We start from the raw sequence: 18556 nt of genomic DNA on the forward strand, positions 1-18556 counted from the left end.
CACCCGAATCGTGCAGGCCAGTTCGGCCTCCGCGATCGCCTCGAAATGCTCCCCGAGAGCCTCTTGCTCTTCAATAAATGAGGGCTTCATGACACACACGCTACGGGCACCCACCGACATTGCCCGCGGCATCCGCCCACCTACACGCACCCTGTGGATAACCCGATCACACCCACAATGTGGAGGAAAAAGCCCTGATCATTGATCGCGACCATTCAGGCCGAGGAAGTCCCGGAGCTGCAGTGCGCCCTCGACTTTCAGTTCGGGCTCGGCGCGGTTCAGGGTGTCGGCAGTCAGAACCAGTTTCTGGTTCAAGACCATCTCGCCGTCGCGCCTCTTCAGGCGACCGATTCCGTTCTCCCGGTAACCGACCTTTCTCGACACCGCGAGGGACGCGGGATTGTCAACGAATGCCGTTGAGGTGACCTCGGCGGCGTCCAGGTGATCGAACATGAATGCGCAGAGAGTCTGACGCATGCGCGTACCGATCCCGCGGCCGTGGTGCTTCATGCCGAGCCAGGAGCCCGTCTCCCCCGTTCTCGTGACGAGGTAGTCCCTGGTTGAGATGCTCTGGCAACCGACGATCTCACCGTCGAAGCGAACCGTGGTCTCGAGCGACCAGGCCGCCGGCGACATCTCGGCTCGTTGTGCCCAGTGGTATTGCATGAGTCGCAACCGGATCTCGCCCGGGGAACCTACGGTCCACGGGAAGAAGAACGGCATCTCCGTCGGCGCGTGGATGCCTGCCGCAGCGAGCGCATCGAGTTCGGGTAGGTCAGCGTCGCGAACGGGAGACAACGTAACGGGGCCGCAGGTGATTTTCAGCCCGAAAGGTGGCCACAGGTCTTCAATTGGTTTGGACAAGACTGCTCGCGACGGCGGATGTGTTTCGTGGTTCCCCATCCCGCGATGGTACCGACTCATCGCTGACTCGCGACGGCATAATTCCTTCCGCGCACGGCCGGCGGTGTCCTTATGCTTAAGTGTGTCCAAAAAACCGTTATCGTTGCTAACGATGCGTGGAGACCATTACGGTCTTCAGCCAGCCAGCGTGGTTCGCGCTGAGCCGTAACAAGCGGAATCATTAAAATCCGCATCAACACCAGAAGGAGTCCAAGGTGGCATCGAAACCCGCTGCAGACATTATTGAAAGTATCGGAGGGGCCGGAAACATCGTCGGCCTCACCCACTGTGCCACCCGGCTACGTTTCACGCTGAAGGATGCATCGGGGATTGACCAAGCGGCCGTCGAAGCGTTGCCTCTGGTTCTCGGCGCTGTTCCGCAGGCCGGCGATCGCTACCAGATCGTCGTCGGCGGATCCGTAGATACCGTATACAACGACATTATGGCGCTTCCCGCAATGAAGAACCATGCGGGCGACCACGGCACCGGCACCGGCGATACCATCGCCGATGTGAAGGCCGCGGGACGCGCGAAGGGCCCGCGCGGAAAGTTCTCCGGGCTGGACACGTTCTTCGAGATCCTGTCCGACTCCTTCCGCCCGATCCTGGGTGCGCTGCTCGGCGCATCCCTGTTCATCACGTTCATGGCTCTGATGGCAACCCTCGGGGTCATCCCGTCGTGGAACGCACCAGGCGTCACCCTCGACCCGTCCTGGGCGTTCATCAACCTGATGTGGCAGGGCGTTTTCGTCTTCCTTCCGCTGATGGTCGCCTACAACGCCTCCAAGCGGCTCGGCGCTGACCCCTGGGTCGGCTTCGCCATCATGGCCGTCGTCATGCTCCCCGGCTTCAACGCGCTGGGACTCACCGACGGAGCAGAGACCGTCTTCGGCGGCAAGGCAGCAGTCGTGCAGATCTTCGGACTGCCTCTGACCGTCACCGACTACAGCTCGCAGGTGTTCCCGCCGCTGATCATGGCGGTCGTTCTCGGGTTGCTGACCAAGTATCTGAAGAAGATCATTCCGTCCAGCGTTCAGCTGATCTTCGTGCCGTTCTTCTGCATGCTCATCATGATCCCGCTGACCGCCTTCCTGATCGGCCCCATGGGCGTGTACGGCGGTGCCGCACTCGGTAACTTCCTCAAGTCGATCAACGACTTCTCGCCGTTCATCTTCGCTGTCGTCATCCCGCTGGCCTACCCGTTCATGGTTCCGCTCGGCCTGCACTGGCCGCTGAACGCAATCATGCTGCTCAACATCCAGTCCCTCGGCTATGACTTCATCCAGGGCCCCATGGGCGCGTGGAACTTCGCGTGCTTCGGTGCAACTGCCGGCGTGCTGTTCCTGTCCATCCGCGAAAAGGACCGTCAGATGAAGCAGACCGCAACGGGCGCGCTCGCGGCCGGCCTGCTGGGTGGTATTTCCGAACCCTCGCTCTATGGCATCCACCTTCGGTTCAAGCGCATCTACCCACGGATGCTCGTGGGCTGCCTCGTCGGCGGCATCATCCTCGGCCTCGGCGGCGGCGTGAAGACCAGCGCATTCGTCTTCACCTCGCTGTTGACCATCCCCGCGTTCGACAACATTCCCCTGTACGCGGGCGCCATTACCGCGTCGTTCTTCACCGCAATGATCCTCGTGATTCTCTCCGGCTATAAGACGCCGGAGCAGAAGGCGGAATTCGCCGAGGCTCTGGCTGCGGAAACCGTAGCGAGCGACGAAGCTGCAACCGACTCTGACATCGCAGCCCCGGTTGTTGCCGGTGCGTCAGGCTCAGGAACAGGCACCGGGACCGCAACCGCCACCGCCACCGCCACGGTCCTGGCCACGATTGGTTCGCCCATCGCCGGTATCGTCGTTCCGCTGACGGACGTGCCGGACCCTGTGTTCAGCAAGGGAATCGTCGGTCTTGGCGTGGGAATCGATCCGACCGAGGACACCGTGTACGCCCCTGGAGCAGGCAAGGTTCTCGTCGCTCAGGCGACCGGTCACGCCTTCGGGCTGCGACTCGACAGCGGTGTTGAAATGCTCATTCACGTGGGTATCGACACCGTGAACCTTGGCGGCAAGGGCTTCGAGGTCAAGGTGGCCGCGGGCGACCGCGTTGAGGCAGGCACCCCGCTGGTGACCTTCGACCGCAAGGTGATCGAGGATGCCGGCTACTCGCTGGTCACCCCAGTGCTCGTGACGAACCCCAAGAAGTTCGGATCGGTCGACCAGGCAGCGTCTGGCCATGTAGAGGTCGGAAGCCCTCTCATCACGGTCACCGCCAAATAAGACACCTCAGGTCAAAAGGTGGGCAGAGAATTTTCTGCCCACCTTTTTCCTGCCGCTCACATAACCCGGGGGTATACCATCCTCGTTCCACCGACCAGAAAACGACAGTTCATCGGCCAGAACGTCGACGGAATCGACATTCTTGTGGTCAACGAACGAGCAATTCGGCACTCAGGAGACCGCGAGCCTCATCGTGGGTTCACTGTTGGTGCGTGCGCAGGAGCGAAGGGCACGGCTCATCGGCTGCGGGTACGGAGATGGTCGTCTCCGCGCATGCGCAAGGCCACGACGAGTCCGGATGCCGCGGTCAGCGCCGCGACCACGGCGACCGCCGTAGGAATACCGAAGGCGTCGGCGAGCAGCCCGGACAGTAACGCGCCCACGGCGAAGCCTCCGTCACGCCACAACCGGTACGCACCCACCGAGCGGGCCCTCCACTCGGGGTGGGCGACGTCGCCGATCGCGGCGAGCAGTGTCGGGTAGACCATGGCGGTGCCGGCGCCGAGCAGGATGGCTGCGGTCAGCCAGACCCCGAAGCTGTCCCCTGCGACCAGCACCGGATTTCGGCCGTAGCGGTCGGAGAAGGTGCCGGCGAAATAGTTGGTGCCGGCCTTGGCGAAGCCGAGCGAGGATGAAGGTCAGCGCGCCCGTATAGCGGTCGAGCTGAAAGACCTCGTCCGCCAGCAGCGGCAGCACAGTGCGTTCCTGGCCGAGCGTGCCGCCGACCAGCGCGTTGACCGCGACGAGCAACAGGAACTGGGGGGAAGTTCTGCCGGAGGCCCAGGACGATGCCGCGGCGCACGCCTTTGGGTTGGTCTGCGGCGTTCGGGGTCTGACTCATAGTCCGTTCTCCAGCGAGAGAGCCGCTACACGCGCCCAAATCATATTCCATAAAACCATGGATTATCAGATGATGCTAGTGTGAAGGGAACCAAGAGGAAAAAGATGGGCGATCGAGAAAAGAAATCGGCGCTGTTCGAGCAGTTTGCCCGCGTCGGCAAGGCGCTGGGCAGCGGCAAGCGCCTTGAGCTGGTCGACCTGATCGCCCAGGGCGAACGCACGGTGGAATCGTTGGCGAACGCGGCCGGCCTGGGTCTGACGAGCGCATCCGCCCACCTGCAAACCCTCAAACATGCGGGTCTGGTCAGCACTCGCCGGGAGGGCACCCGGATTCACTACCGACTCGCCGGGGATGACGTCGCCCGGCTCTACAGCCTGGTGCGCAGCGTCGCGCAGACCCATCTCGCAGACGTCGAATCCATCCGGATCGCCTATCTGGGTCTCGATGACTCCGAAGCGGCGGGTGACGATGCGCACGAGGAAATCACCAGGGAAGAGCTTCTCGCACGCGCGACGGCCGGGACTATCACCGTGTTGGATGTGCGGCCACGGCAGGAATACCACGCTGCGCACATTCCCGGCGCCCTCTCCATCCCCCTCGAGGAACTCAGCGATCGGCTCAGTGAACTGCCGACGGACCGCGAGGTTGTCGCCTACTGCCGCAGCAAGTACTGCGTGCTTGCCTACGAGGCCATGGCCGTGCTGCGCCGGAGCGGCCGCCGCGCAACGCGATTGAACGAGGGGATGTTGGAATGGCGACTGGCGAATCTGCCGGTGTCCGCCGAGGCGGCCGCCGGGCGCACATCCGTCGAACTACCGGCCTATCGGACTACCGGACTACCGGCCGGCGGCCGAGTGGGCTTTGGAACCGAATCAGGTAGCCGTCCGGATCGGTGACCAGGAACTGGCGCACACCGGCTTCCTCGTCGTCGACGCGATACCACTTCGTCTCGGGCGCCATGAACAGTGAAACGCCGGCCGCTCGCAAGGCCGACAGGATCGGATCGACGTCGGGCACGGCCACCTGAAAGTTCACGCCGCGACCCTGCGGCACCTCGAGGGGACCCGTGATCCAGTTCCTGCCGGCTCCCGCCCGTTCCAGCATCACGTGCGCGGATCCCCGCAGGATGTAAGCGAAGCCGTCAGCGGGGCGGTCGTAGCGAATCGTGAATCCGCACAAGTCGCACCAGAACTCGATGCTGGCTTCAAGATCCCGCACCAGAAGTTCAGGCACCAACGCTGGATCTGTCCCGGAAGTCACATAGTCATGGTGTCAGGCTCTGCTCACCCTCAGACCTACCGAGTCAGGGAAGTGCACTCCGGTGCGGCATCGAAGGCCTGCCCGATCGCGCTCGTGCCGTCGACAGCGGCCGCGCACCGTACGCGCGCCCCGCCGGCAGCATGAACGAGTTCGACGGAGATTTTGCGCGAAGGCCCAAAACAGCCCGGAAACCGGCTCATTCCTTAAAATCTCCGTCGAATTCGTTCGACACCCGACCTGGCGCTCCGCCTGTGGCGCTCTCAGCTGGTGCCCGGGGGTTACTCCTTGGCGACCAGGGTGAGAACGTCGTAGGTGGCGACGACCTCATCGTTCTGGTTGTGCAGCACGGCGTCCCAGCAGACCTCGCCGTACTCTTCGGTCTCGCGCGGGGTGATCCGCTTGGCCGTCAGGGTGACCCGGATGCTGTCGCCGGGCGACACCGGGGTGACGAACCGCAGCTTCTCCAGCCCGGAGTTCGCGAGCACCGGCCCGGGGGCCGCATCCACGAACAACCCCGCCGCCCAGGACACCAGCAGGTAGCCGTGCGCGACGATCCCGGGGAAGAACGGGTTCGCCACCGCCGCCTCGGGGTCCGTGTGCGCGTAGAACTTGTCGCCGGTGGCCTCGGCGAATGCCGTGATGTCGGCCAGAGTGACCACGCGCGGTCCGCCCTGGGTCTGGTCGCCCACCCGCAACTCGGCCAGGGACTTTCGGAACGGGTGGATGCCCGTTCGCACCGCGGCACCGGCGTGCCACTCCCCCGTGATGGCGGTCAGCATGTCGGGCGAGCCCTGGATAGCCGTGCGCTGCATGTGGTGCAGCACCGAACGGATGCCGCCGAGCTCCTCACTGCCGCCGGCCCGCCCGGGTCCGCCGTGCACGAGGTGCGGAACGGGCGATCCGTGGCCCGTGCTGCTGCGCGCATCGACCCGGTCAAGCATCAGTACCCGGCCGTGGTGCGCTGCGATCCCGAGCACGAGCGTACGCGCGATATCGGGGTGGTGAGTGGCCACGGTCGTCACCAGTGAGCCGCCGCCGCGCGCGGCCAGCGCGATGGCGTGGTCCAGGTCGGTGTACTCGATGATGGAGGCCACCGGGCCGAAGGCTTCGATCTCGTGCACGGCCGGGCTCTCCGGGTCGTGGAAGGCCAGCAGGATGGGGGCGACGAAGGCGCCGCCCGGGTCGGTTCCGGTCGGGGCGTCCACCGAGCCCATCACGATGCGTCCGCCGCCGTCGATCAGGCGGGCGACGCTGGCGAGCACCTCGTCGCGCTGCCCGGTGCTGGCGAGGGGCCCCATGGTGACCCCCTCGGCGCGCGGGTCGCCGAGGGTGACGCGGCGGGCCATCCGTTCGGAGACGGCCGCGACGACCTGGTCGCGGCGGCCCGCCGGCACGATCAGCCGGCGGATGCTGGTGCACTTCTGACCGGCCTTGCTGGTCATCTCGGTCACTACGGAGGCGACATAGGCGTCGAACTCGGCCGTGCCGGCCGCGGCGTCCGGGCCCAGGATCGCGGCGTTGAGCGAATCGGTCTCGCTCGTGAAGCGCACGCCGCCCTCGACCACGTTCGGGTGGGACTTGAGGGTGCGGGCGGTGCCGGCCGACCCGGTGAACGCCACCAGATCGCGGTAATCGAGGTGGTCGATCAGGTCCCTAGCGCTGCCGGAGATCAGCTGCAGGGCGCCCAGGGGCAGGATGCCGGACGCCAGGATGTGACGCACGACCGCCTCGGTCAGGTACCCGGTGGGCGTCGCGGGCTTGACGATCGTCGGCACGCCGGCGATGAACGCCGGGGCCAGCTTCTCAAGCATGCCCCAGACCGGGAAGTTGAAGGCGTTGATCTGGCAGGCGACTCCGGGGATGCGGGTGTAGATGTGCTGACCGCTGAAGGAGCCGTCGCGGGAGAGCGCCTCGACGTCGCCGTCGATGTAAACCTGACTGTTGGGCATCTCGCGCCGGCCCTTGGAGGACAGCGTGAACAGCACTCCGATGCCGCCGTCGATGTCGACCATCGAGTCGTAGCGGGTGGCGCCGGTGCGGGCGGAGAGCGCGTAGAGTTCCTCCTTGACCCCGCCCAGGTACTGTCCCAGCTTCTTGAGCAGGATGGCGCGCTGGTGGAAGGTCAGTTCCCCGAGCGAGGCCTGGCCGACGGTGCGGGCGTGTTCGACCACGGCGGCCAGGTCGAGCCCGTCGCTGCTGACCCGGGCGACCTCGGCCCCGGTGCTCGCGTCGAGGACACGCTGGGCGACCACGTCGGTGTCAGGGGTCCACCAGGAGTCGAGAACGTAGCTGGGAACGACCGTGTCAGAGCTCGTGTCAGAGCTCGTGTCAGTGCTGGTGCCATTGCTGAGGAGTGTCATCATGCGTCCTTCCAATCGAAGAAGCCGCGGCCGCTTTTGCGTCCGAGGTCACCGCGTGCGACAAGGTCGCGCAGCAGTTGCGGCGGGGCGAACCGGTCGCCGAGGGTTTCGTGCAGGTGTTCGGCGATGCCGAGGCGAACGTCGAGGCCGACGATGTCGGTCGTGCGGAGAGGCCCGACCGGATGCTTGTAGCCGAGAACCATGGCCGTGTCGATGGCCTCGGGGCTGGCCACGCCCTCCTCGACCATGCGGATCGCCTCGAGCGCGATCGCGACGCCGAGGCGGGAGCTGGCGAATCCGGGCGAGTCCCGCACCAGGATCGGCGTCTTCCCGAGCGCGGACACCCAGGCCTGGGCGAGCCGGGCGAGCTCCGGGTCGGTGCGCTCCCCCGTGACGACCTCGATCAGGGTCGAGACCGGCACCGGGTTGAAGAAGTGCAGTCCGATGAACCGGTCCGGGCGGTCCAGCGTCTCGGCCAGATCGGTGATCGACAGCGAGGAGGTGTTGGACGCCAGCCAGGCGGTGGGGGCGAGGTGCCCCTCCACCAGGCGGAGCGCCTGCGTCTTCAGCGCCACGATCTCGGGAACGGCCTCGACGACGAGGCCGGAGCCAGCGAACGCGGCGGCATCCGTTGTCACGGTCAGCCGGTCGCCGAGCTCGGCGCGGCTCGCGGTCACGCTACCGCGGCTCTGGGATTTGTCGATGGCGGTCAGGACCCGGTCGCGGGCGGCGGCAGCCGCGTCGTCTCCCTGCTCCACGACGGTGACATGGGCCCCGGCCATCAGGAACGCGTGCGCAATGCCGGCGCCCATGCGGCCTCCGCCGAGCACGCCGACCTGGTGCGGCACTGGCACGGACTGAGCGGCTTGGGCCTTTGTGGACACGGTGCTGAGCGTCATCGCTTCTTCCTCTCCAGGAATGCGGTCATTCGGGTGAATTTCTGGTCGGACTCGAACAGGCGCGCCTGGGCCTCGTTGTCGGCCACGGGATGCTCCGCGGCGGGAACATGGAAGACCTCCTTGGCCAGCTGGGTGGCCAGCGGGTCCTGCTTGGCGATCCGGTCGGCCAGCGCGTGCGCTGCCTCGAGCAGGACGTCCGACTCGTGCACCTCGGTGACCAGGTGCACCGCCAGCGCCTCGGAAGCGTTCAGGATGCGCCCGGCCAGGATGATCTCCTTGGCCACGGGTTCGCCGACCAGCGCGGCCAGCCGCCACAGCGCTCCGGCCGCCGGGATGATGCCGAGGGCCGTCTCCGGATTGCCGAGCCGGGCGGTCGTGGAGGCGATCCGGAAGTCGGCGGCGTAGGCCAGCTCGGCCCCGCCGCCGAGCGCCCAGCCGTCGATGGCGGCGATCACGGGCATCGGCAGGCGGGCGATCCGGCCGAACAGGGTCGAGTTGATCCCGTTCAGGGCATCTTCGGCCCGGCGCTCCCGCAACTGGGCGATATCGGCCCCGGAGGCGAAGACGCCGTTCGTGCCGGAGAGGATCAGGATGCGGGGTTCCTGCTCGAGGTCGGCGCAGACCAGGTGCAGCTCGTCGATCATGGTCTGGTCGATGGCGTTGCGCACGGCCGGTCGGTCAAGCTGCACGTGCACCCGGTCGGGCCGCTCGTCGACCAGCAGCGTCGTGAACTCGCGCGACATCTAGACGCGCTCCACCAGCAGGGAGGAACCTTGCCCGACGCCCACGCACATGGTGGCCACGCCGCGGTGGGCACCCTCGCGCTCCATGCGCCCCAAAAGGGTGATCAGGATGCGGGACCCGGACGACCCGAGCGGGTGCCCGAGGGCGATGGCGCCGCCGTGCCGGTTGACGATTTCCGGGTCGAGGCCGAGCCGGCGGATGCAGGCCAGAGACTGGGTCGCGAACGCCTCGTTGAGTTCGACGGCGTCGACGTCACCGATGGTCAGTCCCAGGCGGTGCAGCAGCTTCTGGGTGGCGGGGACCGGGCCGAGGCCCATGGTCTCCGGGGCGACGCCGGCGCTGGCTCCGCCTACCACCCGGGCGCGGGGCGTCAGCCCCAGACGCTCGATGGCCGCCTCGCTCGCCACAACGATGGCGGAGGCCCCGTCGTTGAGGGAGCTGGCGTTGCCGGCCGTGACGATGCCGCCCGTCCGCACGACCGAGCGCAGCCCGGCGAGGCGTTCGAGCGTGGTGTCGGCTCGGGGGCCCTCGTCGATCTCGATCAGTCCGGCGCGGGTGGGAACACCCACGATCTCGGGCGTGAAGATGCCGTCACGTTGCGCCTCGAGTGCCAGCCGGTGCGAGCGGAGGGCGAACGTGTCGGCATCCGCCCGGCTGATGCCGTCGAGGGCGGCGACCTCCTCCGCCGTCTCCGACATGGAGAAGGTGGCCTTGTCGCGCGCTTTCAGGCGCGGGTTCGTGAAGCGCCAGCCGATCGAGGTGTCGACGATCTCGCCCGGCTTGGCGAACGCCTTCTCCGGCTTGGCGAGAACCCAGGGTGCGCGGGTCATCGATTCGACGCCGCCGGCGATCACGAGGTCTGCTTCGCCGGCCTTGATCATGTTGGCGGCCAGGTGCACGGCGGACAGGCCGGATGCGCAGAGCCGGTTGACCGTGATCCCCGGCACGCTGTCGGGGAGACCGGCCAGGAGCACGGCCATGCGGGCGACGTTGCGGTTGTCCTCGCCGGCCTGGTTGGCGGCGCCGAGGACGACCTCGTCAACGAGGGCGGGATCCAGCCCGGACCGGGACACGACCGAGGCAAGCACGATGGCGGCCAGGTCGTCGGGGCGGATGCCGGCCAGCACCCCGCCGTATCGGCCGATAGGAGTTCGAACACCATCAACTAGGAATGCTTCGGGCATGGCTTCATCACCTTTGATCGCCGTGTTTACTAACTGACCGTTCGTTTTGTAAAAGAATGTCATAGAAAGTCCCCTCAGGGCAACAGGGGAGGCCGCCACGCCGCCTCCCCCACATCTGCCGGACTGAGGCAGACTGGGTGCGTGAACGCAACGCCCAGCACCGTCCCCTCCGCTCCCGGCACCGGTCGCCGCCCCGCCGTCCGTTTTGGCCTCCGGCTCAATCTGATGCGCCCGGATCGGTCCGACCTGGCGGATCGGGTCACCTACATCGAGCTGTTCTTCGACCTGATCTTTGTGTTCGCGTTGACCCAGCTGTCGCGCCATCTCTACGAGAACCAGTCCTGGCAGGGAACCGCCGAGTCCGTCATCCTGGTGCTCGCCCTGTGGTGGATCTGGGTGCACACCACCTGGGTGACCAACCTGCTCGATCCGGCCCGCCTGCCTGTGCGCGGGGTCGTGATCGGCCTCTCCCTGGTCGGGCTCGTGGTGAGCGTCTCGATCCACGAATCATTCGGCGACCGGGGATTCCTCTTCGCCGTGGCCTACGTCACCCTGCAGCTGAGCCGAACGGCCTTCATGGCGCTCGCCCTCGCGCTCCACGATCGCGCCCTCTACCGCGCCTTCGTGCGGATCTTCCTCTGGCTCGCCGTGGCCGGGCTCTTCTGGATTCTCGGCGGCCTGCTCCCGGCCGACTACCGGTTGCTGCTCTGGGCCACCGCACTCGGGATCGAGTTCGTTTCCGCGACGCTCGGCTTCCCGGTGCCGGGCCTCGGCCGGGCCACTCCCGGCGACGGCGAGCTCTCCGGTCCGCACATCGCGGAGCGCAGCGCCCTGTTCGTCATCATCGCACTCGGCGAATCATTTCTGGTGACGGGCTTCGCCTTCGTCGATCAGGACGTGTCGGTGCCGGGTGTGCTCGGCCTGCTGCTGGCCTTCGTGAGTGGAGCGGCCATGTGGTGGCTGTACTTCGACCACAGCGAGTACGCGGGCAGCAAAGCCCTCGCCGATGCCGCCGACCCCGGCCGGCTCGCCCGGCTCGCGTATACCTATGTACATGCGATGCTCATCGCCGGCGTTGTTCTGAGCTCGGTCGGCGTTAAGGAGATCCTGGCGCATCCGGATGACCCGGTCATTTTTTCGACGGCCGTCGCCATCACCGGCGGGCCTCTGCTGTACCTGCTGGGGCTGGCGTTGTTCCGATTCGTCGTGGCCCGGGAGGTGCTGATCTCCCATGTCACGGGAATCGCACTGCTGCTGCTGGCGCTGCCCCTCGCCTTCGCCCTCTCGCCGCTCGCGTTAGGAGCGCTGGGAGCGTTCATGCTGACGACCGTCGCCTGCTGGGGGACCATCGTGCGCGTGCGGAACGGCACCGCCGAGAAGGAGGCCGGCTAGCCGAAACTGGGCGGCTTCAAGTGATCGAACCCCGGTCAGAAGAAGCCGTCGGGGGTGCCTGCAGCCTTCTCGACCGCCTCGGTGCCGATACCCGCGGCGGCGAGCTGGGCCATCGCGACGCGCAGGCCGGATTCCATCTGGGCGGCCCAGACCTCGGTCTCGCGGCTGGCGGCGTCGGCGGCATCCGCTCGGGCGATAGCCTTTTCCTTCTCGGCGCGTTCGCTGCGCACCTGCTGGATGCTCAGGGTGATGCCGTAATAGGCGGCCACCATCGAGGCGACGGGCGTGGCGAATACGGCCAGGGCGTTGATGCTCTCGCTCGACACCCCCACCAAAAGCATCACGATGAAGGCCACGGCGAGGGCTATGATTCCGACCAGGACGACCAGCGCGGTGCGCTGGCCAGACGTGGTCGTGAGGTGCGCTACGCGCCTGGGCGCGGGCTGGGCCTCGGTCGTCTGAGGCTCTTCAAGGGGCTCGAGCGTCTCGGTCTGATCGGACAGGGGCATCGACCGGGTGGGCGTGCTGGTCGAGGAGAAATCAGTCATGGTGAGGGCTCCGTCGTCAGAGTGCATCGGGGGGAAGCGGTGGGGTCATTGTCTGCTGCCGATTCGGCGCGGTCAAGGCGGGCATCCGGGTCTTCGTTGAGAAAGACCCGTTTGTAGCTTCGCCCGTCGGGGAGTTCGACGGTTCGGCCGGCGAGCTTGCCGCGGCTCAGCTTCAGGTAGATCGCCTGGGCGGTGACCCCCAGCTGCGCAGCTGCCTCGGACACGGACAGCCCGGGCAGATCGGTGGGCACGGCGCTGGGACGTGCGGACCGCTTGCGTCCGGCCGCCTGCCGGGCGGCGATCTCCGCATCGGTGCCGCTCCAGCGCCACTTCGCGGCGGCCGGTTTCAAACCGGCGGTGTCGGCGATCTCGTCCCAGTCCGCTCCCCCGCTGAGGGCGTCGCGCACACCTACCAGGGTGGCTGGGTCGGCGTCGAGCTCGAAGAGCAGGGAACGGATGGCCCGCAACCGCTCGAGCGGCGCCGAGCCCGGGGCCGTGTCGAGGGTCACCAGGCGCGACAGGGCAACCCGGGTGGATGGTGCGAGAAAGTAGCCCATGGCGTCTCTGGGGGACTCAGACCCGGTGCAGGGATGACGGGAGGTGTGCCTCCGGGCCGGCTTCGCCGCCGATTGCCGCGGCGAGGCGTTCGCGGGCACGGGCGAGGTGTTCGTCGAGCAACTCGGCGGCCGCGGCGCCATCGCCCTCCCCGATCAGCTCGAGCAGGCGCTGGTGTTCGGCCTGGATCAACGCGGTGTCGAGCAGGTTCAGCGACTGCACCCGCACCATGCAGAGGCGTACCTCGCTAACCAGGGAACGGTACATCCTGCTGATCCGCTCGTTGCCGACGGCGTCGATCAGACTGGTGTGGAAACGCATATCGGGTTCCACGACGTCGAGGGCGGAGCCGCCAGCCACGGCCGCGATGTCGAGGTTGGCCTGCACGGCCTCCTCGGGGACGGTGCAGCTGAGGGCCAGGCGGCGCAGCACCTCGCTTTCGAGGTAGGCGCGGGCCTGGTAGATGTCGCGCACGGAGTCCGGTCCGAGCTCGGCGACGCGGGCGCTCTTGTGCGCCCCGCGCACCAGCAGTCCCTCAGCGACGAGTTTCTCGATCGCCGCCTTCGCCGTGGGGCGGGCGACGTCGTAGCTCGCGGCCATATCGGTCTCAGTCAGGGCCGCGGCGGAGGTCAATTCCCCTTCAAGGATTCGGGTTCGCAGGTCGTTCGCGATGGCATCCACGATCGACGTTGCCGTTACGCGCGCTGTCACGGGGCCTGCCTTTCCTAAATTGTGTTCTCATCTTGACAGACAAAAACACAATTTATATTGACTTACTTGCATACTTGCTATACAACTGATGAAGTGTCACGACGGCGTGACCACGACCTCAGTGTGGAGACCCAATCTTTCAACAGATACTCGATCCGATTCTTGGATCCCTCGTCCTGTCGGCCATCTGCGCCGCATTGCCGCTGATTCTCCTGTTCGTCCTTCTCGGCGTGTTCCGGGTCAAGGCGCACAAGGCGGCGCTGGTCAGCCTGCTCCTCTCGGTCGTGCTCGCCGTCGTCGGCTGGCAGATGCCGGTCGGCCAAGCGCTGAGCGCCACGGCCGCCGGCCTCTTCTACGGCCTCTTCCCGATTCTCTGGATTCTGGTCAACGCGTTGTGGATCTACAAGCTCACCGTGGCCACCCCCTGGTTCGAGGTGCTGGGCCGCACCATCCGCTCCATCTCCAACGACCTGCGTATCCTGGCCATCCTGATCGCCTTCTGCTTCGGCGCACTACTCGAGTCCCTCGCCGGATTCGGCGCCCCGGTTGCCATTTCCGCCGCCATGCTGATGGCCGCGGGCATGAAGCCCCTCAAATCCGCCATGGTGTCGCTGCTGGCAAACACGGCCCCGGTGGCGTTCGGTGCCATGGCCGCCCCGATCATCGCCCTCAACGGCGTCACCGGCCTGCCGATCCAGGACCTCGCGTCGATGGCCGGCCGCCAGACGCCGTTCATCGCCGTGATCGTTCCGCTGATCCTCGTCTTCATCGTCGACGGCAAGCGCGGCGTCAAGCAGACCTGGCCGGTGGCCGTGGTCGCCGGACTCGTCTTCGGACTGGCCCAGTTCGTCACCGCCAACTTCTTCGCCGTCGAGCTGACGGATGTCGTGGCCGCCGTCGCCACCGTGGCCGCCGTCCTGGTCATGCTGCGCTTCTGGCAGCCGGCCGAATCCATGGGACTGAACGACGACGTCGAACTGTCCGGTGCCGAGAACCTGGTGAGCACGACCGTGGGCGCCGCGGTCCCCGCATCCGCCATGCGTAGCACCCCCACCACCGCGCTCAAGTCGGCGCGACGCTCTGCCGACAGCCCTGACCTGAACGACAACACCCGCCCGGAACCGCGCCAGGTGTGGAAGGCCATCGCCCCGTACCTGATCATCATGGGCATCTTCTCGATCGCGCAGATCCCGGCCATCAAGGCCTGGCTCAGCGTCGTGGGCAGCGTCACCTTCGCCTGGCCCGGACTGAACGTGACCGACGCCGCCGGCGACCCGGTTCCGGCCACGATGTTCAAGCTCGACCACTTCAAGGCCACCGGCACCCTGCTGCTTTTCTCCGGCCTGCTCACCATGGCGCTCTACAAGGTCTCGTTCCGCCAGGGCCTCAAGATCTATGGCGACACCCTCGTGCAGCTGCGCTGGACCATCGTCACCGTTACCGCCGTGCTCGCCCTCTCATTCGTGATGAACCTGTCCGGCCAGACCGCCTCCCTCGGCGCCTACCTGGCCACCGCCGGCGTATTCTTCGCCGTGATCTCCCCCCTGATCGGATGGATCGGCGTGGCCCTGACCGGTTCCGACACCTCGTCCAACGCGCTCTTCGGGCAGCTGCAGGTCACCGCCGCCAACGCGACCGGCCTGTCGCCTGTGCTGATGGCCGCCGCCAACTCGTCGGCCGGTGTGCTCGGCAAGATGCTCTCGCTGCAGAACCTGGCCGTGGCGGCCGCCGCCGTCGGCCTGGTGGGTGCGGAGAGCCTGCTCTTCCGCAAGCTCGTCGGATGGAGCCTGGGGCTCCTCGTGCTGATCACGGTCCTGATCGTGCTGCAGTCCACCCCGGTCCTCGGCTGGATGGTGCCGTAATGGCCCGCCGCGGCACGGTGGTCACGCCCTCGGCGACCGTCTCCGGTCCCACAGCGGTGCCTGCATCCGCCGGGATGCTGGGTGCCCTCCGCGCCGCGGTGTCCGACCCGGCCCAGGTGAAGACCCGGGCGATCGACCTGCACGCCAACGCCCACGACGCCTCGCACTTCCTGCTGGTGCCGCAGGCGGTCGTCGTGGCCGCCAACGCGGACGAGGTCGGCAAGCTGCTGCGCGCCAGTCGGGCGCAGGGTGTGCCGCTCACGTTCCGCTCCGGCGGTACCAGCCTGAGCGGCCAGGCGCTCACCGACGGCGTGCTCGTCGACGTGCGCCGCAACTTCAAACAGATCGAGGTGCAGGACAACGGCGCCCGAGTGCGGGTTCAGCCCGGCGCCACCGTGCGCGCCCTGAACGCCCGCCTGGCGCAGTACGGGCGCAAATTCGGTCCGGACCCGGCGAGCGAATCCGCCTGCACCATCGGCGGCGTCGTGGCCAACAACTCCTCCGGTATGGCCTGCGGCACCGTCGACAACGCCTACCAGACCCTGGAATCGGTCACGGTGGTGCTGCCCAGCGGCACCGTCGTCGACACCGGGGCGGCGGATGCCGACGCGCGCCTCCGCGCCCTCGAACCCGAGCTGCACGAGGGCCTGCTGCGCCTCGCCAAGCGGGTTGCCGGCAACCCGGCCTCCGTCTCGACCATCCGTCACCAGTTCTCGATGAAAAACACCATGGGCTACGGCCTGAACTCCCTGCTGGACTTCGACCGGCCCGTCGACATCCTGGCGCACCTGATCGTGGGCAGCGAGGGCACCCTCGGGTTCGTCGCGGAGGCGGTCTTCCGCACCGTCCCGCGGCCGACCCACACGGTCACCGGCCTGCTGGTCTTCCCGGACCTGGAGACCGCCAACGCGGCCCTGCCTGCCCTGGTGGGCACCGGCGCGGCCACCCTGGAGCTGATGGACGCCCTGTCGCTCAAGGTCGGCCAGGGCCTGGACGACGTACCCCCGGTCGTGCGCGACCTCGCGGTGCGCGACCACGCCGCCCTCCTGATGGAGTACCAGACCGACAACCCCGAATCGCTGCAGGAGCTCCAGCGCGCGGGCCTGACCATTATGCCGGGGCTCGGGCTCAGCGCCCCGGTGAAGTTCAGCGCGGACTCCGCGACCCGTGCCCAGCTGTGGCATCTGCGGAAGGGGCTCTACGCATCCGTCGCCGGCGCCCGCCCGCAGGGCACCACCGCGCTGCTCGAGGACGTCGTCGTGCCGGTGGCCGCGCTCGGCCGCACCTGCGTGGAGCTGATCCGTCTGTTCGACAAGTACAGCTACCGCAACAGCGTGATCTTCGGCCATGCCAAGGACGGCAACATCCACTTCATGCTCACCGACGGGTTCACCGGCACAACCGAGCTGGAGCGCTACAGCGCCTTCACCGAGGACATGGTCGACCTGGTGCTCGGCGAGGGCGGCTCGCTCAAGGCGGAGCACGGAACCGGCCGGGTGATGGCTCCGTATGTGCGGCGCCAGTACGGCGACGAGCTCTACGACGTCATGCGGCAGCTCAAGGTGCTGTTCGACCCCGCCGGGATGCTCAACCCCGGCGTGCTGATGAACGACGACCCTGAGGTGCACCTTCGTGACATCAAGCTGGTGCCGCCCGTCGCCGAGGTGGTCGATAGCTGCGTCTCCTGCGGCTACTGCGAACCCGTCTGCCCCAGCCGGGACCTGACCCTGACCCCCCGCCAGCGCATCGTCACCCTGCGCGCCATCGAACAGGCCCGCCGGAGCGGCAACCTGGCTCTGGCCGCCGAGCTGGAGAAGGACTTCGTCTACGACGGCGTGGAGACCTGCGCGGTCGACGGCATGTGCCAGACCGCCTGCCCGGTCAACATCAACACCGGCACCATGATGAAGCAGATCCGGCGCGGCGAGACCGGGCCGCTGATCAACGGCGTCTGGAACACCGCGGCCAAGAACTGGGGTGCGGTCACCCGCGGCGCCGGGCTGGCCCTCACTGTGGTGCGCAAGATCCCGGCCCCGGTGCTGATGGTGCCCAACAAGCTCGGCCGAGCCGTGCTCGGCACCGACACGCTGCCGCTCTACTCGAGCGAGCTGCCCGGCGGCGGCGGCGGACGCTCCCGCCCGGTGCCGGCCCTGGCGCCGGAGGCCGTCTACTTCCCGGCCTGCGTGCAGACCATGTTCGGTCCGGCCACCGCGGGCACGCCCGGGGTGCAGGTCAGCTTCGAGCAGCTCTGCGACCGGGCCGGCATCACCCTCGTCGTGCCCGCGGGCATCGACGGGCTCTGCTGCGGCACGCCGTGGTCATCGAAGGGGCTGAAGACCGGCGAAGCGACCATGCGGGCCAAGACCCTCGCGGCGCTGCGCACGGCGACCCGGAACGGCGAGCTCGCCATCATCTGCGACGCCTCCTCCTGCACCGAGGGGCTGCGGACGACCATCGAGGGTGACCAGAACGAGCCGCGCCTGCGGGTGGTCGACGCCGTGCAGTTCGCGGCCGAACGCATCCTGCCGTCACTGCCCGAGTACCAGAAGATCGATTCGCTCGCGCTGCACCCCACGTGTTCCTCCACCCGGATGGGCATCAACGACTCCCTGCAGACCCTGGCCGGCGGGGTGGCCGAGAGGGTGCAGGTGCCGGATAACTGGGGCTGCTGCGGCTTCGCCGGGGACCGCGGCATGCTGCATCCCGAGCTGACAGAATCCGCCACCCGGGCGCAGGCGGCCGATGTCGCGACGATGGACGCCACGGCATTCGCGTCGTGCAACCGCACCTGTGAGCTCGGGCTGACCCGGGCCACCGGCAAGGAGTACCGCCACGTGCTCGAGCTGCTGGAAGAGGTGACCCGGCCCGACGCCGACGATCCGGATGCCGCCGCATCCCACCTGGCAGAGTCGGGCGCCGTCTGAGCTCTGCCCACTCGCGGCGCAAGTTGGAGAAGCTGGCGCACGGTGTAACGTGCGCCAGCTTCCGTAGGGTGCGCCGCGATGCACGAGGCCCCGGGGA

At 67.4% G+C, this 18556-nt stretch carries 14 protein-coding genes and 1 pseudogene; 5 read left to right on the top strand and 10 right to left on the bottom strand.

What is annotated here, in order from left to right; translation table 11 throughout:
• Nucleotides 1-198: 198 nt before the first annotated feature.
• Entirely contained in the window at nucleotides 199-798 is a 600-nt protein-coding gene (locus tag CXY82_RS02945) for a GNAT family N-acetyltransferase (protein WP_199180864.1), read from the bottom strand.
• 320 nt (nucleotides 799-1118) lie between these two features.
• Between CXY82_RS02945 and CXY82_RS02950 the strand changes: the two genes are divergently transcribed.
• Nucleotides 1119-3179: a glucose PTS transporter subunit IIA gene (locus tag CXY82_RS02950; RefSeq protein ID WP_104169613.1), complete on the top strand. Its 2061-nt coding sequence runs from the start codon at nucleotides 1119-1121 to the stop codon at nucleotides 3177-3179.
• Nucleotides 3180-3415: 236 nt separating this feature from the next.
• On the opposite strand, the pseudogene CXY82_RS02955 reads toward CXY82_RS02950, so the two are convergent.
• A pseudogene (locus tag CXY82_RS02955) lies at nucleotides 3416-4020 on the bottom strand (MFS transporter).
• 104 nt (nucleotides 4021-4124) lie between these two features.
• On the opposite strand from CXY82_RS02955, the gene CXY82_RS02960 reads away from it, so the two are divergent.
• Nucleotides 4125-4916 carry a metalloregulator ArsR/SmtB family transcription factor gene (locus tag CXY82_RS02960; protein WP_104169614.1) on the top strand — a complete coding sequence of 264 codons (792 nt, stop codon included), beginning with the start codon at nucleotides 4125-4127 and terminating at the stop codon, nucleotides 4914-4916.
• On the opposite strand, the gene CXY82_RS02965 is transcribed toward CXY82_RS02960, so the two are convergent.
• The 5 genes from CXY82_RS02965 to CXY82_RS17510 all read right to left on the bottom strand — a co-directional run bounded on the left by CXY82_RS02965 (nucleotide 4849) and on the right by CXY82_RS17510 (nucleotide 10467).
• Complete coding sequence (locus tag CXY82_RS02965) at nucleotides 4849-5253, bottom strand: VOC family protein (RefSeq protein WP_199180865.1); 405 nt, start codon at nucleotides 5251-5253, stop codon at nucleotides 4849-4851. The genes CXY82_RS02960 and CXY82_RS02965 overlap by 68 nt on opposite strands.
• A 305-nt stretch (nucleotides 5254-5558) precedes the next feature.
• The gene (paaZ, locus tag CXY82_RS02970; protein ID WP_104169616.1) at nucleotides 5559-7640 is read right to left on the bottom strand and encodes a phenylacetic acid degradation bifunctional protein PaaZ; all 2082 of its coding nucleotides are present in this window, start codon (nucleotides 7638-7640) and stop codon (nucleotides 5559-5561) included.
• Nucleotides 7640-8539 carry a 3-hydroxyacyl-CoA dehydrogenase family protein gene (locus tag CXY82_RS02975; RefSeq protein WP_104169617.1) on the bottom strand — a complete coding sequence of 300 codons (900 nt, stop codon included), beginning with the start codon at nucleotides 8537-8539 and terminating at the stop codon, nucleotides 7640-7642. Before CXY82_RS02975 ends, paaZ begins: the two co-directional genes overlap by 1 nt.
• On the bottom strand, nucleotides 8536-9282 hold the full coding sequence (locus CXY82_RS17505; protein WP_104103479.1) for an enoyl-CoA hydratase/isomerase family protein: 747 nt from the start codon (nucleotides 9280-9282) through the stop codon (nucleotides 8536-8538). The genes CXY82_RS02975 and CXY82_RS17505 overlap by 4 nt, the downstream gene beginning before the upstream one ends.
• Complete coding sequence (locus CXY82_RS17510; protein ID WP_199180866.1) at nucleotides 9283-10467, bottom strand: acetyl-CoA C-acyltransferase; 1185 nt, start codon at nucleotides 10465-10467, stop codon at nucleotides 9283-9285.
• Between the two features lie 141 nt (nucleotides 10468-10608).
• On the opposite strand from CXY82_RS17510, the gene CXY82_RS02985 reads away from it, so the two are divergent.
• A complete protein-coding gene (locus tag CXY82_RS02985; RefSeq protein ID WP_104169618.1) occupies nucleotides 10609-11859 on the top strand; it encodes a low temperature requirement protein A in 1251 nt (416 codons plus the stop codon).
• Nucleotides 11860-11894: 35 nt separating this feature from the next.
• Here the strand turns inward: CXY82_RS02985 and CXY82_RS02990 are convergent, their stop codons facing one another.
• The 3 genes from CXY82_RS02990 to CXY82_RS03000 are packed head-to-tail and all read right to left on the bottom strand — an operon-like array spanning nucleotide 11895 to nucleotide 13673.
• Nucleotides 11895-12407 carry a hypothetical protein gene (locus CXY82_RS02990; protein ID WP_104194935.1) on the bottom strand — a complete coding sequence of 171 codons (513 nt, stop codon included), beginning with the start codon at nucleotides 12405-12407 and terminating at the stop codon, nucleotides 11895-11897.
• Nucleotides 12404-12964, bottom strand: coding sequence for a hypothetical protein (locus CXY82_RS02995; protein WP_104169620.1), 561 nt, complete (start codon nucleotides 12962-12964; stop codon nucleotides 12404-12406). The genes CXY82_RS02990 and CXY82_RS02995 overlap by 4 nt, the downstream gene beginning before the upstream one ends.
• A gap of 16 nt (nucleotides 12965-12980) precedes the next feature.
• A complete protein-coding gene (locus CXY82_RS03000) occupies nucleotides 12981-13673 on the bottom strand; it encodes a GntR family transcriptional regulator (protein WP_104169621.1) in 693 nt (230 codons plus the stop codon).
• A 134-nt stretch (nucleotides 13674-13807) separates the two neighbouring features.
• On the opposite strand from CXY82_RS03000, the gene CXY82_RS03005 reads away from it, so the two are divergent.
• Together CXY82_RS03005 and CXY82_RS03010 are read left to right on the top strand one after the other, a co-directional pair.
• Nucleotides 13808-15535 (top strand): L-lactate permease, encoded by a 1728-nt coding sequence (locus CXY82_RS03005; RefSeq protein ID WP_104169622.1) that lies wholly within the window; start codon nucleotides 13808-13810, stop codon nucleotides 15533-15535.
• Between the two features lie 74 nt (nucleotides 15536-15609).
• Complete coding sequence (locus CXY82_RS03010; RefSeq protein WP_104169638.1) at nucleotides 15610-18459, top strand: FAD-binding and (Fe-S)-binding domain-containing protein; 2850 nt, start codon at nucleotides 15610-15612, stop codon at nucleotides 18457-18459.
• Nucleotides 18460-18556: the final 97 nt, after the last annotated feature.

The organism is Cryobacterium sp. M23, from assembly GCF_002929655.1.
Lineage (GTDB): Bacteria > Actinomycetota > Actinomycetes > Actinomycetales > Microbacteriaceae > Cryobacterium > Cryobacterium sandaracinum.

Bases quoted from the DNA above. Each gene is read 5' to 3' on its own strand.
- CXY82_RS02960 (WP_104169614.1), top strand. From the start codon at position 4,125: ATGGGCGATCGAGAAAAGAAATCGGCGCTGTTCGAGCAGTTTGCCCGC.
- paaZ (WP_104169616.1), bottom strand. From the start codon at position 7,640: ATGACACTCCTCAGCAATGGCACCAGCACTGACACGAGCTCTGACACG.
- CXY82_RS02975 (WP_104169617.1), bottom strand. From the start codon at position 8,539: ATGACGCTCAGCACCGTGTCCACAAAGGCCCAAGCCGCTCAGTCCGTG.
- CXY82_RS17505 (WP_104103479.1), bottom strand. From the start codon at position 9,282: ATGTCGCGCGAGTTCACGACGCTGCTGGTCGACGAGCGGCCCGACCGG.
- CXY82_RS17510 (WP_199180866.1), bottom strand. From the start codon at position 10,467: ATGCCCGAAGCATTCCTAGTTGATGGTGTTCGAACTCCTATCGGCCGA.
- CXY82_RS02990 (WP_104194935.1), bottom strand. From the start codon at position 12,407: ATGACTGATTTCTCCTCGACCAGCACGCCCACCCGGTCGATGCCCCTG.
- CXY82_RS02995 (WP_104169620.1), bottom strand. From the start codon at position 12,964: ATGGGCTACTTTCTCGCACCATCCACCCGGGTTGCCCTGTCGCGCCTG.
- CXY82_RS03010 (WP_104169638.1), top strand. From the start codon at position 15,610: ATGCTGGGTGCCCTCCGCGCCGCGGTGTCCGACCCGGCCCAGGTGAAG.